Source organism: Ralstonia soli (genome assembly GCF_023955655.1).
GTDB classification, from domain to species: Bacteria; Pseudomonadota; Gammaproteobacteria; order Burkholderiales; family Burkholderiaceae; genus Ralstonia; species Ralstonia soli.
In genome coordinates this window covers 202630-216026 of sequence record NZ_JAMXHT010000006.1, presented here as the reverse complement: position 1 = coordinate 216026, position 13397 = coordinate 202630, and the positions used below count along the sequence as shown (strand labels likewise).

Here is a 13397-nt window from a genome sequence, read left to right as displayed (position 1 = left end):
GAGGGTTTGTCGAGAGCAGAACGCGGCAGGCGGGGTCAGCGCCGCACGCGCCGCAGCTCATCCACGATCAGCAGCACCGCACCGATCGTGATACCGCAGTCCGCCACATTGAACGCGGGCCAGTGGTAGTTGCGCAGGTAGAAGTCGAGAAAGTCCACCACGTGGCCGTAGATCACGCGGTCAATCACGTTGCCCAGCGCCCCGCCCAGAATCAGCGCCAGCGCAAAGCAGAACATCTTCTGCCCGCTGTGCCGCTTGAGCAGCCACACGATGAACAGCGCCGCCGTGATGCCCAGTCCCGTGAAGAACCAGCGCTGCCAGCCGCCCGCCGCCGCCAGGAACGAGAACGCCGCGCCCTTGTTGTACGCAAGCACCAGGTTGAAGAACCCGGTGATGGGGCGCGACTGCCCATACGTGAAGGTCTTGAGGATGGCGACCTTGGTCAGCTGGTCCAGGAGGATCCAGATGACGGCCAGGCCCAGCCACGGGCCCAGGCCATGACCGCCGCTACCGCTTTTCTTCAACCCGACCGACTTGCTCTTGCCGTTGCTACGCGTGGCCATCAGGCAGCGCTCCGTTGTTCACCGGCGCCGAACAGGTTGTCGGTGCAGCGCTTGCAGAGGGTCGGGTGGGCGTGGTCGTGGCCGACGTCGGCGCGGTAGTGCCAGCAGCGCTCGCACTTGGCATGCGTTGACGGCACCACGCTGATCAGCAGGTCGCCGCCTTCCGGCGCGCGCTCCAGCTTGGCAGCCGACGTGATCAGCACGAAGCGCAGGTCGTCGCCCAGGCTGTTCAGTGCGTCGTACACGGTGTCACCCGCCGCGACGGTCACTTCCGCTTGCAGCGACGAACCGATTTTGCCGTCCGTGCGCAGCGTTTCGAGTTGCTTGGTCACTTCGCCGCGCACGTTGCGGATGGCGGCCCACTTCTCCAGCAGGGCGCTGGCGCCTTGCGGCACCGGGGCGTCGTAGTAGGTGCTGGTGAAGATGGTGTCGGTGTGCTCCGTACCGTGCGCGAACACCTGCCACGCTTCTTCGGCCGTGAACGACAGGAACGGCGCCATCCAGTGCAGCATCGACTGGGTGATGTGGTACAGCGCGTTCTGGGCCGAGCGGCGTGCGACGGAATCCGGCGCCGTGGTGTACAGGCGGTCCTTCAGCACGTCGAGGTAGAAGCCGCCCAGGTCTTCCGAGCAGAACGTCTGCAGCTTGGCGACCACCGGGTGGAATTCGTACACGTCGTAGTGCGACAGGACTTCCTTCTGCAGCGCGTCCGTCAGCGCCACGGCATAGCGGTCGATCTCGAGCCATTGCTCGGTCGGCAGCGCGTGCTTGGCGTGGTCGTAGTCGGTCAGGTTGGCGAGCAGGAAGCGCAGCGTGTTGCGGATGCGGCGATAGCCTTCCACCACACGCTTGAGGATCTCGTCCGAGATGGCGAGTTCGCCCGAATAGTCGGTCGAGGCCACCCACAGGCGGATGATCTCGGCGCCCATCTTGTTGGCGATTTCCTGCGGCGCGATCGTGTTGCCGATCGACTTGGACATCTTGCGGCCTTCGCCGTCGACCGTGAAGCCGTGCGTGAGCAGGCCCTTGTACGGCGGCTTGCCATACAGCATGGAGGCCGTCAGCAGCGACGAGTGGAACCAGCCGCGGTGCTGGTCCGAGCCTTCCAGGTACAGGTCGGCCAAACGACCGTCCGGCAGGTCGGCCGAAGCGTCATACAGGTCCGCCGCGTGCGAGCCGCGGATGACGTGCCAGTGCGTCGTGCCCGAGTCGAACCACACGTCGAGCGTGTCGCGGTTCTTCTCGTACATGTCGGCCTCGTCGCCGAGCAGCTCGCGCGGGTCAAGCGTCTGCCACGCTTCGATGCCGTCTTTCTCGATGCGCTGGGCGACTTGCTCCAGCAGCTCAGGCGTGCGCGGGTGCAGCGCGCCGGTTTCCTTGTGCACGAAGAAGGCCATCGGCACGCCCCATTGGCGCTGGCGCGAGAGCGTCCAGTCCGGGCGGTTGGCGATCATGTTGTGCAGGCGCTGTTTGCCCCACGACGGGTAGAACGCGGTGGCGTCGATGCCGGCGAGTGCCGTTTCACGCAGCGTGGCGTTGCCGTCGTTGGGCTGCACGTCCATCCCCGCAAACCACTGCGACGTGGCGCGGTAGATGATCGGCGTCTTGTGGCGCCAGCAGTGCATGTAGCTGTGCGGGTGCTTGTGCGCGTCAAACAGGTTGCCGGAGTCACGCAGCACTTCAACGATCTTCGGATTGGCATCCCAGATCAGTTGGCCGCCGAACAGCGGCAGGGTGGACGCGTACACGCCGTTGCCCATCACCGGGTTGATGATGTCGGCGTCGACCATGCCGTGCGACTTGCACGACTGGAAGTCTTCCACGCCATACGCGGGCGCGGAGTGCACGATGCCGGTACCGGTGTCGATGGTCACGTAGTCGCCCAGGTAGACGGGCGAGGTGCGGTCGTAGCCGGCGTCCATCTTGGCCAGCGGGTGGTGGAAGCGCACGCCAGACAGCGCCGCGCCTTCGCACGTGGCAAGCACGGTGCCTTCGAGCTTCCAGCTTTGCAGGCAGGCCTCGACGCGCTCCTTGGCGACGATCACCAGGCCGCGCGGCGTGTCGACCAGCGCGTATTCGATTTCCGGGTGCAGGTTCAGCGCCTGGTTGGAGGGGATCGTCCACGGCGTGGTGGTCCAGATCACGATCCAGCCCGGCTTGGCCTTGAGCACGTCGGCGCCCACGTGGAAGGCGCTCGACAGTGCGTCGATGTCGGCAAACGGGAAACCGACGTCGATCGACAGGTCGGTGCGGTCTGCGTATTCGACTTCCGCTTCCGCCAGCGCCGAGCCGCAATCGAAGCACCAGTTCACCGGCTTCAGGCCACGGAAGACGTAGCCCTTTTCCAGGATCTTGCCCAGCGCGCGCACCTCATCCGCTTCGTTGCGGAAGTTCATGGTCAGGTACGGATCGGCCCAGTCGCCCAGCACGCCCAGACGCTCGAAGTCCGCCTTCTGGCGGGCGATCTGGCCGGTGGCGTAGGCGCGCGCCTTCTCTTGCACTTCCTTGACGGGCAGGCCCTTGCCAAACTGCTTTTCGATCTGGATTTCGATCGGCATGCCGTGGCAGTCCCAGCCCGGCACGTAGACGGCGTCCAGCCCGGTCAGGCCGCGCGCCTTGATCACCATGTCCTTGAGGATCTTGTTGACCGCGTGGCCGATGTGCAGATCACCGTTTGCATACGGCGGGCCGTCGTGCAGGATGAACTTCTTGGCGCCCTTGCGCGCGGCGCGGATCTTCTTGTAGAGCTGCTTGTCCTGCCACTGCTTGACCCACTGCGGCTCGCGCTTGGGCAGGTCGCCGCGCATGGGGAAGGGGGTGTCCAGCAGGTTGACCGGGTACTTGCTTTTCTCCGGCGTGGGCTTCTTGGAATCGGACATGATGTGATGTGAGGCAGATTCGGGCAATTCGGATCGATGCAGCGCACTGACTCACGAAGTCGAGTGCAGGGCGCGTGCGCGGCGTGGCTTTCGGGCGGCGAGTGCGTCAGCCGCCTACTGAATTCGGTCGGTCGCGGAGGTGGCGAAGTCTCGCCGCAGCGCGGGCGATTCGCCGGCCGGAGGAATCGGCAAACCGAAGAAGTTGCGCGCGTCCACGCAGTCCTGCGCGATGGCGTCTTTGAGCGCATCGAGCGAATCGAAGCGGGCCTCGTCGCGCAGCTTCTTCATGAATTCGACGCGGACCAGCTTGCCGTAGACGCTGGCGTGGTAATCGAAGATATGCACTTCCAGCAGCACGCGGCCGGAGTCGTCCACGGTCGGGCGCACGCCGATGCTGGCCACGGCGGGCAGCGGCTTTTCGGCCAGCCCATGCACCTGCACGACGAAGATGCCCGACACCGCCGGCTTGCGATGCGAGATGCGCAGGTTCAGCGTCGGGAAGCCCAGCGAGCGGCCGAGCTTCTGCCCGTGCACCACATGCCCGCTGATGGCGTAACCGTGGCCGAGCAGCCGGCGCGCGTGTTCCAGGTCACCGGCACCAAGCGCCTCGCGCACGGCCGAGCTGGAGATGCGGATGCCGGATTCCGACACCGAGCCCATCTGCTCGACTTCAAAGCCGAATTGCGCACCAGCGGCCTGCAGATAGGTAAAGTCGCCCGCGCGCTTGGCGCCGAAGCGGAAGTCATCGCCCACCAGCAGCCAGCGTGTGTGCAGGCCTTCGACCAGCACGTTGCGCACGAACTCGTCGGGCGTCTGCCCGGCGAAGTGCGCGTTGAAGTGCTCCACGACCACGCGGTCCACGCCCTGGCGGCGCAGGCTTTCCAGCTTGTCGCGCAACAGCGCGATGCGGGTAGGGGCGCGATCCGGCATGAAGAACTCGCGCGGATGCGGCTCGAACGTCATGACCGTGAGCGGCAGCCCGCGTGCGTCGGCGGCCGCCCGCGCACGGGCCAGCAGAGACTGGTGGCCGCGGTGCACGCCGTCGAAATTGCCGATGGTCAGCGCACAGGGGGCGCGACTTTCGGCGTTGGGCAGGCCGCGAAAGACTTTCACGAGAGGCGTCGGTGGTCGAGGAAAGGGGGGTTTGGACCCGGATTGGCGTGACAGCCGGCCAAAATCCAGCAAAACGCACATTATATAAGGGATTGTCCCAGCGCCCGCATGTGCAAGCGCGGCCCCCACCGTGTTGCACAATCGTCCGAAGGGTGTGTCCGATTGTGACGGGCTTGCGGCACAATCCGATATCCGCCGATCTCCGATGTCTTTTCCCGCTTTCCCTTGAACGCCACGTTGCGCCTTTTCTTCGCCAAATTCGGGCTGGCCAGCCGTGCGCCGCTCGAACTGGACGCCAAAGCCAAACTGCTTGCCGCCGTGCATCGCGGGGCGCCCATGGGGATCGCTGCCTCGGTCGTGCTGCCGGCCCTGACCGTGGCTGCGTTCTGGGATGCACCTAACCGCCCGGCGCTGCTGGGCTGGTGCCTGATCATGCTGTGCCTGACAGCGTCGGGCCTGCGGTTCTATTTTGGCTACCGCTACGACCTGACCCGCATGACGCTGGCCGCGCACACCCGCAAGTGGTGGACGGGCATGCACATCATGTCGGCCGTGGGCGGGGTGGCGTGGGGGTGCTCGGCGGGGTTGTATCTGATGTCGCCGTCGCTGGAGTTCAGCAGCCTCCTGATGATCGTCATCATGGGCGTGGCGGCGGCGGCGGTGCTGTCGCAGGCGCCGGTGCCGTCCAGCCTGCTGATCCTGGGGACGGGCATCCTGGCGCCGCATTTCGTGCTGGCCGAGCAGGCGTTTCCGGGGCACGGGCTGTACCTGCGCGGCGTGTTGCTGTTCTTTGCGGCGCTGCTGACGCGGCACGCGGTGAACATCCACAACACGCTGGTGCGCGAAATCCAACTGGAGAACGAGAGCCGCCAGCTGGCGCGCCGGTATCAGGATGAGAAGCAGCGAGCGCTGTCGGCGTCGGAGGAAAAATCGCGTTTCCTGGCGGCGGCCAGCCACGACCTGCGCCAGCCGGTGCATGCGATCGTGCTGCTGGTAGAGGCGCTGCGGGCGCGCAACCAGTCCGAAGCGCTGGCGCCGCTGGTGGAGCAACTGGCTTCGGGCGCGGCCACCATCGATCTGCTGTTCCGCTCGCTGCTCGACCTGTCCAAGCTGGAAAGCCGTAAGACCTCCCCGACGCTGGAGCCAGTGGACCTGGGAGAGGTCATCACCGAGGTGATCCAGCAGTTCATGCCCGATGCGCGCGCCAAGGGGCTGACGCTTGCCCAGCGCATTCCGCCGCTGCCGGTGTATGGCATGGCCGAGCCGGTGCTGCTGCGGCGCGCGCTGTTCAACCTGCTGCAGAACGCGCTGCGCTATACCGAGCGCGGCGGCGTGATGGTGGCGCTGCGCGTACGGCAGAAGCACCTGCGCATTGAGGTGTGGGACACCGGCATTGGCATCGCGCCGGAACACCAGAAAGACATCTTCTCGACGTACTACCAGGTCGAAAACCCCGAGCGCGACCCGAGCCAGGGCCTGGGCCTGGGCCTGTCGATCTACAAGGAATGCGTGCGTCTGCTGCGCGGCACGTTCGGCGTGCGCTCGGTGCCGGGGCGCGGCTCGATGTTCTGGATGGCGCTGCGGCCGGTGCCCGCCGAAGTCCGCGCGCCGCTGGCCACGCAACCGCGCGCCGAGCAGAAGCGTGCCGTGCTGGAGCAGCCGCGCTTCTCGGGCGTGGTGCTAGTGGTGGACGATGATCCGCAGATCCGCAAGGCCTGGCATGCGCTGCTGGAAGCGTGGGGTGTGGAAGTCCACAGCGCCGCCGATGGCCGCGCGGCCGAGCACCTGCTGTCGCGTGGAATCCGCCCGCAGATCATCTTCTGCGACCTGCGCCTGCCCGGCGAGGAAGACGGCCTGCAACTGCTCGAACGTTGGCAGGTCAGTCACCCCGATGCCCATGCCGTGCTGCTGACCGGCGATCGCAACTCCGCCGCCCTGGCGCGTGCCGAGGAGGCCGGCTACCTGCTGCTGGCCAAGCCGATGGATCCGAACATGCTGCGCGTGTTGCTCAAGCGCTGGCTGCGCGGCCGTACGGCTGAACCGCAGGTCGCTTACTGAGGAAAGGGTGACGCGGCGCCGTCGATCGCGGCGCCGGAAGTGCCCAGATCAGGCTGCGCCCGTCAGACGGAAGCGCTCCATGCGCGAAATGATCTGGATGCGCGTGCGCACGCCCAGCCGCTGCAGAATCGCCGAGACATGTTCCTTGACGGTGTTTTCCGTCAGGCCCAGTTGGCGTGCGATGGACTTGTTCGGCAAGCCCTCGAGCAGCAGCGCCAGCACCGAGCCCTGACGCGGCGTCAGGCCCAGCTCGGCCGGCGTGATGGGGATGCCGTGCGATGCACCGCCCTTGCCGTTGGTGCCGCCCATGTCGTCTTCCGAAGGGAACGACGAATCCCCGCCGAAGATGCCCGCCACCGCCTTGGAGAACGCATGCGCGTCGGCGTGCTTGCCGATGAAGCCGATGGCGCCGAGCGCCTGCGCCTTGGCGACGATTTCCGGAGTGTTTTCGGCCGACATGAAGGCAAAGCGGGCTTCCGGCAGCCGGCCGCGCAGTTCGCGCATGGCATCGAAGCCGGTGCAGTCGGAGAGCCACACATCCAGCAGCACGACATCCGGGCGCACGCCTTCTTCCACCAGTGCCAGCGCCTGGCGGCGGCCGATGGCCGCGTGCACCTGGACTTCAGGCAATGCATGTGCAAGAAACGTGGTCGTGCCGGACAAGGCGAGAGGGTGGTCGTCGACCACCAGCAGGCTACGCAGCGAGCTCGTCATTCTTATTCCCCGGTGAGGGCAGTGCCCTCTTGTTGTTGTACGCGTGTCGACCCGGCGCGGGCGATGGCCGTCTGGCTGGGCTCGTGACCCTGTGCCGACCGACCGTCACGGTTATCGCCCGCACGATGTTGCGGCGCAGGATGACCAAGGCGAAATGCGCACCGGGTCACCACTGGCAGCACACCCGACCCCCCGGGCGCGCGGACAATTATGGCGCTGAGATTATCAGAGCGCGCCAAGGCACGCCAACGGTTGCCCCTTCGTTTCTCTCTCGCGGCAGGGTTTTTGCTCACGCGCGTCGGCAAAATGCCACGGAGGTCGCAAAAGGGCCCCCGGCTTGGCCGCGCAGCTGCCGTACCGGATTTTCTCGGGGGACTGCGGCGCACTTGATAAAATGCCGCGATGAAAAACATCGTCATTCTCATTTCCGGGCGGGGCTCCAACATGGAAGCCATCGTCCGCGCCTGTCAGGCCGAAGGTTGGTCGGGTCGTATCGCCGCCGTCATTTCTAATCGGCCAGATGCCGCTGGACTTAAATTTGCCGCGTCGCACGGCATTGCCACGGCCGTGGTGGACCACAAGGCCTTCCCCGATCGCGACAGCTTTGACGCCGCCCTGGCGCAGGTCATCGACGGCTTTTCGCCCGACCTCGTGGTTCTGGCGGGCTTCATGCGCATCCTGACGCCTGGCTTTGTGACGCACTACGCAGGGCGCATGCTGAACATCCACCCGTCGCTGCTGCCGTGCTTCCCCGGCCTGCACACGCACCAGGCCGCGCTGGCCATGGGTGTGAAGGTGCATGGCGCGACGGTGCATTTCGTCACGGCCGACCTGGATCATGGCCCGATCGTGCTGCAGGCCATTATCGAGGTGCGTCAGGGCGACACCCCCGATTCGCTGGCCGCTCGGCTGCTGACGCAGGAACATGTGATCTATCCGCGTGCCGTGCGCTGGTTCGTGGAAGGGCGGTTGTCGATTGAAAACGGTGTTGTGCGCGTCTCGCCGGATGTGTCACAGCTTGTCATTGGCGTGAGCGCCGGGGAGGCAGCATGAGCCAGGATCGCCAGCGTTCGCGCGGTAACGGAAACGGTGGGCCGAGCAACAAGCGCTCGGGCTCGGGTGGCGGCGGCTGGTACCGGGCGCCCCAGGGCAAGCCTCAGCAGCGCAGTGCGCCGCGTCCGCGCACGGGCGTGCACGGCAGCCACCTGGAACACCTGGACAAGGTGCTCGCCCGCCTGCTGCACTTTGCGGCGCCGGCCGACATGGTGGTCAGCCAGTACTTCCGTGAACATCACGAACTCGGCCACCGCGAGCGCGGCATCATCGCCGAGGCGGCGTTTGCGGTGCTGCGTCGCAAGGTCGAATTCGGCCAGTTTGCCGAGAGCGGCACCGGCCCGGCGCGCCGCCGCCTGGTGTTGCTTGGTCTGCTGCAGACCGCCGGCCGCGAGGCCATCGCTCCGTTCCTGAATCCGGCTGAAGCCGAATGGCTGGACCGCTGGGAAAACCGCGACCGCGCCGCCCTGGCCGCGCGCGTGCGCGCCAACCTGCCGGACTGGCTATTTGATGCGCTGGTCGCCCAGCACGGCGCCGAATTTACCGAAGCCCTGGCGCAGGCTTGGCTGACCCCCGCGCCGCTGGACTTGCGTGTCAACACGCTCAAGGGCGAGCGCGAAGCCGTGCTGGTCACGCTGGCCGAAGCCGGCATCGAGGGTGCTGCCGCGCCGCTGTCGCCGGTCGGCATCCGCCTGGCAGGCAAGCCGGCGCTGAACAAGCTCGACATCTTCACCAACGGCACGGTCGAGGTGCAGGACGAGGGCAGCCAGTTGCTGTGCCAGCTTCTGGCGCCCAAGCGCGGCGAGATGGTGGTCGATTTCTGCGCCGGCGCGGGCGGCAAGACGCTGGCGATCGGTGCGGCGATGCGCTCCACGGGGCGCCTGTACGCCTTTGATGTATCGGAGAAGCGTCTGTCGAACCTGGGCCCGCGCCTGGCGCGCAGCGGCCTGTCGAATGTGCATCCGGGCCGCATCGACAGCGAACACGACGCCAAGGTCAAGCGCCTGGCTGGCAAGATCGACCGGGTGCTGGTCGATGCGCCGTGCAGCGGGCTGGGCACATTGCGCCGCAATCCCGATCTGAAGTGGCGTCAATCCGCCCAGGCCGTGGAGGAAATGTCGGCCAAGCAGTTGTCGATCCTGACGTCGGCGGCGCGGCTGTTGAAGCCGGGTGGCCGCCTCGTCTACGCAACGTGCAGCGTGCTGGCGCGCGAGAACCAGCAGGTGGTCGAGCAGTTCCTGGCCGCGCATGAAGACTTCGTGCTCGTGCCCGCTGGCGAGGTGCTCGCCGCGCAGAAGATCGAGCTGGAGATGGGCCCCTACCTCGAGCTGTATCCGCACACGCACCAGACCGACGGCTTCTTCGCTGCCGTGCTGGAGCGCCGCGCGTGATGGCGCGTCGCTTAGGGGTGGCGCTTGCCGTCTGGCTGGCGTGTTCTGCAGGCGGAATTGCACTGGCGCGCAGCACGCCGCCGGTGTTGCCGGCCAAGGGCACGGTCCAGGCGGCTTTCACGCCCGACGACGATATCGAAGGGCTGCTCGCCGATGCCATCGATCAGGCGCGCGAGCAGGTGCTGGTGCAGGCGTATCTGCTGTCGAACAAGGCCATCGTGCGTGCGCTGCTGGCGGCGCATCAGCGTGGTGTCGACGTTCGCGTGCTGGCGGATCGGGAGCAGATGACACGCTCCGGCGGCAGCCGTGTCCCCGAGGTTGCCAATGCGGGCATCCCCGTCTGGCTGGAGGTGCGTTACAAGAACGCGCACAACAAAGTCATCGTGATCGACGCGCGCGGTGCGCGACCGGTGCTGGTGACCGGCAGCTTCAACTTCACGCAGACCGCGCAGCGCGGCAACGCCGAAAACGTGCTGATCGTGCGTGGCGATGCCGACCTCGCCCAGCGCTACGCCGCCAACTGGCAGAAGCATGTGGCTGACGCGCTGCCGTATCGTGCCCAATGAGGGTGCGCAATAACCGGTCGCTCCAATGAACGGATTGCCGCTGAACCTGAACCACATCGCGCTGGGCCATATGCTCGGCGACATCGTCTCTGATCTGGGCGGGCCGCGTTTCATCTGGCAGCTCGGCGTGCTCGTGCTGGTGCTGGCCGCAGCATGGCTGATTGCACGGCCGATCTCGCGGCGCCTGCACGCCGCCCACGTGAACGACACCTTTGCGCTGCGCTTTGCCTGGTCGAGCCTTGAGCGGGCGGTGTTCCCGCTGATCGGCTGGCTGCTGGTGCTGGGGGCGCGTTACGCGCTGGTGGGCGTCATGCCTGTCAGCATGTTCCGTCTGGCCGTCGTGCCGCTGTTTGGGCTGACGATGCTCTACCTGGCGTTCTACGTGCTGCGCCGTGTGCTGTCGGCCAACGGCGAACTGCGCGGCATGCTGGTGCTGGTGCAGCGCGTGCTCATCACGCTGATGTGGGTGGCGATGGTGCTGTATGTGCTGGGCGTGCTGGGTGATGTGGTGGATTACCTGGACGGCATCCGGTTTTCAGTGGGCGGCAAGCAGAAAGTGAGCGTGGCCGCCATGCTGATGGGCGTGGTGTGGATTCTGCTGACCGTGCTGGTGGCGATGTGGTTTGGCTCCTGGCTGGACAGTCGCATCACGCGCGCCAGGGCGCTGGATGCCAACCTGAAGGTGGTGCTCTCGCGCGTGACCAAGGCGGTACTGCTGGTGGTGGCGCTGCTGCTGAGCCTGTCGCTGGTGGGGATCGACCTGACGGTGCTGTCGGTATTCGGCGGCGCGCTGGGCGTGGGCCTGGGCTTCGGCCTGCAGAAGATCGCCAGCAACTATGTGTCGGGCTTCATCATCCTGCTCGAGCGTTCGCTCAAGCTGGGCGATCAGATCACCGTCAGCACCTACACCGGCATCGTCACGCAGATCCGCACGCGCTACACCGTGGTGCGCAACGGCGACGGAGACACGCTGGTGCCGAACGAGCTGATGGTCGCGCAGGCCGTGCAGAACCATAACGAGCGCGGCACAGTGCGGGTGGCGGTGCGCGTGCAGGCATCGTACGCCGCCGATCCGGAAACCGTACTGGCACTGCTGGTGCAATGTGCCGAGGGCATTCCGCGTGTGCTGACCGAGCCGGCGCCGGCAGCCTTCATGGTCTTGTTTGCCGATAGCGGCATCGAGTACGAACTGGGCGTATGGATCAACGACCCGCACAACGGCAAGCTGGGTGTGCAGTCGGAGTTGAATCGCGCGATCTATCGCTGCTTCAAGGAAGCCGGCATCGAGATCCCGTACCCCCAGCGCGAAGTGCGGCTGCTGGGGACAGTCGGGCTGCAGCAGGGTGCTTCGGGTGATGCAGCAGTCTCCTCCAACGCGTCGGTATCGACCTAGCGCGCCCGTTTGCGGAACGGCACCGGCTTGTCCGAGGTCAAATTGGCGGTTTTCCCCCATGGAATAGAGGGGGTATTCGGTTAAAATGCCGGATGCTCCCACAGAGGAACCAGACGGCCCGTCGCAAATGCTTAGGTTTTGCGGCATAAAGCGCCGCGGACGCCTTGTATTGCGCAGGGGCGGAGGTCATATGACAGGCGGCTGGAAGCTCGCCGATGTGACGCGCAAGCCGGGTGCCAACACTCGAATCCCCGCCAAGACGACCCCACTGTCGCAACCCTGCGACAGTGGATGGCCTCAAGAGGCAGCAACGTCCCGATCGATTGACGGACCTAAGGCTGCCTTGATCACCCCGAGTTGACCACGGAGAACACTTTGATCGACTCCATTCTGAATTTCCTTGCCAACGGCACCCTGAACTGGGCGTGGTGGCAAATCCTGATTTTCACGCTGGTGGTGACGCACATCACCATCGCTGCCGTCACGATCTTTCTGCATCGTTGCCAGGCGCACCGTGCGCTGGATCTGCATCCGATTCCTGCCCATTTCTTCCGTTTCTGGCTGTGGCTGACCACCGGCATGGTCACCCGTGAATGGACCGCCATTCACCGCAAGCACCACGCCAAGTGCGAAACCGAAGACGATCCGCACAGCCCGCAGACGCGCGGTATCCGCAAGGTGCTGTTCGAAGGCGCTGAGCTGTATCGCGCCGAGGCCAAGAACAAGGAAACGATCGAGAAGTTCAGCCACGGCACGCCGGATGACTGGATCGAGCACAACCTGTATTCCAAGTTCACGTGGCAAGGCGTTGGCCTCATGCTGATTCTCGACGTGCTGATGTTCGGCGCGGTCGGCCTGACGGTGTGGGCGGTGCAGATGCTGTGGATCCCGATCCACGCTGCCGGCATCATCAATGGCCTGGGCCACTATTGGGGCTACCGCAATTTCGACTGCGAAGACGCTTCGACCAACGTGTCCCCGTGGGGCATCATCATCGGTGGCGAAGAGCTGCACAACAACCACCACACGTACGCCACGTCGGCCAAGTTCTCGGTCAAGTGGTACGAGTTCGACATCGGCTGGGGCTACATCCGCGCACTGGAAATTGTCGGTCTGGCCAAGGTCAAGAAAGTGGCGCCCAAGGCGCGTTTTGTCGATGCCAAGCCGGTTGACCAGAACACACTGGAAGCCATCATCGCCAACCGCTACGACGTGATGGCTCGCTACGCCAAGACGGTCAAGGCTGCATATCGCCAAGAGCTGGCCAAGCTGAAGGCCTCGCGTGATGTGGAGTACCGTGCACTGAAACCGGCCCGTAAGTGGTTCCACCGCGATGAGGCCAAGCTGGGCGCGCCGCAGCGCGAGCAGCTCTCGCAGATCGTGTCCGACCACTCGTCGCTGCACACTTTCGTGGAAATGCGCCGCGAACTGGGTGCGCTGTGGAGCCGCTCGAACGCCACGCGTGAGCAACTGCTGCATCAACTGCAGGACTGGTGCAAGCGCGCAGAGGAAAGCGGCATCCATGCACTGCAGGAATTTGCCGTGCGCCTGCGCCGTTACGCCTGAGTTTCGTGTTTCATAGGTGAAGCCCCGCTCCGCAGCGGGGCTTTTCTTTTGGGTAAACTGCCCCAACTCATTTTTTTAACAGGCTGCGACTACGTATCGCG

At 65.5% G+C, this 13397-nt stretch carries 10 protein-coding genes; 6 read left to right on the top strand and 4 right to left on the bottom strand.

The window, feature by feature from the left end; all coding sequences use genetic code 11:
* Positions 1-35: 35 nt before the first annotated feature.
* The 3 genes from lspA to NG900_RS16910 form a co-directional block, all read right to left on the bottom strand.
* On the bottom strand, positions 36-563 hold the full coding sequence (gene lspA, locus NG900_RS16920) for a signal peptidase II (protein WP_252682525.1): 528 nt from the start codon (positions 561-563) through the stop codon (positions 36-38).
* Complete coding sequence (gene ileS, locus NG900_RS16915) at positions 563-3442, bottom strand: isoleucine--tRNA ligase (RefSeq protein WP_252682524.1); 2880 nt, start codon at positions 3440-3442, stop codon at positions 563-565. The genes lspA and ileS overlap by 1 nt, the downstream gene beginning before the upstream one ends.
* Before the next feature lie 114 nt (positions 3443-3556).
* A complete protein-coding gene (locus NG900_RS16910; protein ID WP_252682523.1) occupies positions 3557-4555 on the bottom strand; it encodes a bifunctional riboflavin kinase/FAD synthetase in 999 nt (332 codons plus the stop codon).
* Between the two features lie 225 nt (positions 4556-4780).
* Here NG900_RS16910 and NG900_RS16905 point away from each other — a divergent pair, with 225 nt between their 5' ends.
* Positions 4781-6613: an ATP-binding response regulator gene (locus NG900_RS16905; RefSeq protein WP_252682522.1), complete on the top strand. Its 1833-nt coding sequence runs from the start codon at positions 4781-4783 to the stop codon at positions 6611-6613.
* Positions 6614-6661: 48 nt separating this feature from the next.
* Here NG900_RS16905 and NG900_RS16900 read toward each other — a convergent pair whose 3' ends face one another.
* A complete protein-coding gene (locus NG900_RS16900; RefSeq protein ID WP_252682521.1) occupies positions 6662-7327 on the bottom strand; it encodes a response regulator transcription factor in 666 nt (221 codons plus the stop codon).
* Positions 7328-7729: 402 nt separating this feature from the next.
* On the opposite strand from NG900_RS16900, the gene purN reads away from it, so the two are divergent.
* From purN to NG900_RS16875, 5 genes are all read left to right on the top strand, one after another.
* Positions 7730-8380: a phosphoribosylglycinamide formyltransferase gene (gene purN / locus NG900_RS16895; RefSeq protein ID WP_252682520.1), complete on the top strand. Its 651-nt coding sequence runs from the start codon at positions 7730-7732 to the stop codon at positions 8378-8380.
* Positions 8377-9771: an RsmB/NOP family class I SAM-dependent RNA methyltransferase gene (locus tag NG900_RS16890; protein ID WP_252682519.1), complete on the top strand. Its 1395-nt coding sequence runs from the start codon at positions 8377-8379 to the stop codon at positions 9769-9771. Before purN ends, NG900_RS16890 begins: the two co-directional genes overlap by 4 nt.
* Positions 9768-10337: a phospholipase D family nuclease gene (locus NG900_RS16885; protein ID WP_252682518.1), complete on the top strand. Its 570-nt coding sequence runs from the start codon at positions 9768-9770 to the stop codon at positions 10335-10337. The genes NG900_RS16890 and NG900_RS16885 overlap by 4 nt, the downstream gene beginning before the upstream one ends.
* 25 nt (positions 10338-10362) lie before the next feature.
* Complete coding sequence (locus NG900_RS16880; protein WP_252682517.1) at positions 10363-11730, top strand: mechanosensitive ion channel family protein; 1368 nt, start codon at positions 10363-10365, stop codon at positions 11728-11730.
* 375 nt (positions 11731-12105) lie between these two features.
* Positions 12106-13296, top strand: a complete 1191-nt coding sequence (locus NG900_RS16875; protein ID WP_252682516.1) for a DesA family fatty acid desaturase — start codon at positions 12106-12108, stop codon at positions 13294-13296.
* Positions 13297-13397: the final 101 nt, after the last annotated feature.